The 969-nt window shown below is 55.1% G+C and carries 1 protein-coding gene and 1 pseudogene; both read right to left on the bottom strand.

Annotated features, from left to right (window positions below; all coding sequences use genetic code 11):
• Window positions 1-242 (bottom strand): annotated as a pseudogene (locus AC0L3O_RS35370) (hypothetical protein); the annotation flags it as partial.
• A 307-nt stretch (window positions 243-549) separates the two neighbouring features.
• On the bottom strand, window positions 550-969 hold a 420-nt coding region (locus tag AC0L3O_RS35365), incomplete at its 5' end, for an ABC transporter permease (RefSeq protein ID WP_473618146.1).

Below are 969 nucleotides of genomic sequence, written 5' to 3'. Positions count from 1 at the left end.
GATTTGATCATGGCCTCCACATGGGCACGCCGTTCGGAACTGTTTGTCGACGGAGCCAGGATAACCTTGATGCCGGTCCCTTTCTCAAAGGGGGTTAGCCAATACTCTCGGATGATCTTATCGTGGCTTCCGCCCGCGGACCCCACAACGACCTCGCGATTCTTAGCCGTCGCGGCGACGGCGGACGCGGACATTGAGAATGCCGCGAGTGCAAAAAGACCAGCCAATACCTTTGTGTTCATTTTCGTTTCTCCGAGGTTTGGCGACCGTCGAGGCAAGGTGGTCGTCGATTACCTGTGACATAATCGAAGATCAATATTGGGAAAATGCTGCGCAACAGGTATAACATCCGATCTCACTTAGTGATGTCTTCAGTCTATAAGCATGTGGGTTTTTAGGCATTTTGCGATAGTTATGAGCGCGCCGGATTTGTTATTCGAATCGCACCGCAACGGGTCTCAATCACTGCGCAGGCAGCATTCATGACCCAGGCCGGATCGCCGATGATGCTCGACACCACCTGATAGGGTGGATTCGGCGGAAACCCGGTTAGGTATTTGTTCTATTCTGCGCGACGCGTATCGCGCCCATCAGCAGGATCGAGATGGCGACGATAATCGTAGAGACGACGGCGATGACCGGGGTGAGGTTGAAGTCGATATCCTCGAACAGCTTCCTGGTTATCGTCTTCCCCTCGAGGCCGGAGATGAAGAAGGCCACGGTCGCCTCATCGAACGAGGAGACGAAGGCGAAAACCGCACCGGTGATTACGCCAGGCGTGATTTGTGGCAGGACGATCTCGAAGAAGGCGCGGCCGCGCCCGGCCCCGCAATTTAGGGCGGCCATTTCGAGAATGGAATCAAAGCGCTGCAGCGATGCCGAGACGGCAATAACTACATAGGGAACGGTCAGCATGGTGTGCGCCAACAGAAAGCCGAAGAAATTTCCCGTCAGCTGAAGCGGCGCGAA

This window comes from Mesorhizobium sp. WSM4810, assembly GCF_055811235.1.
This window is presented reverse-complemented; position numbering and strand designations above follow the sequence as displayed.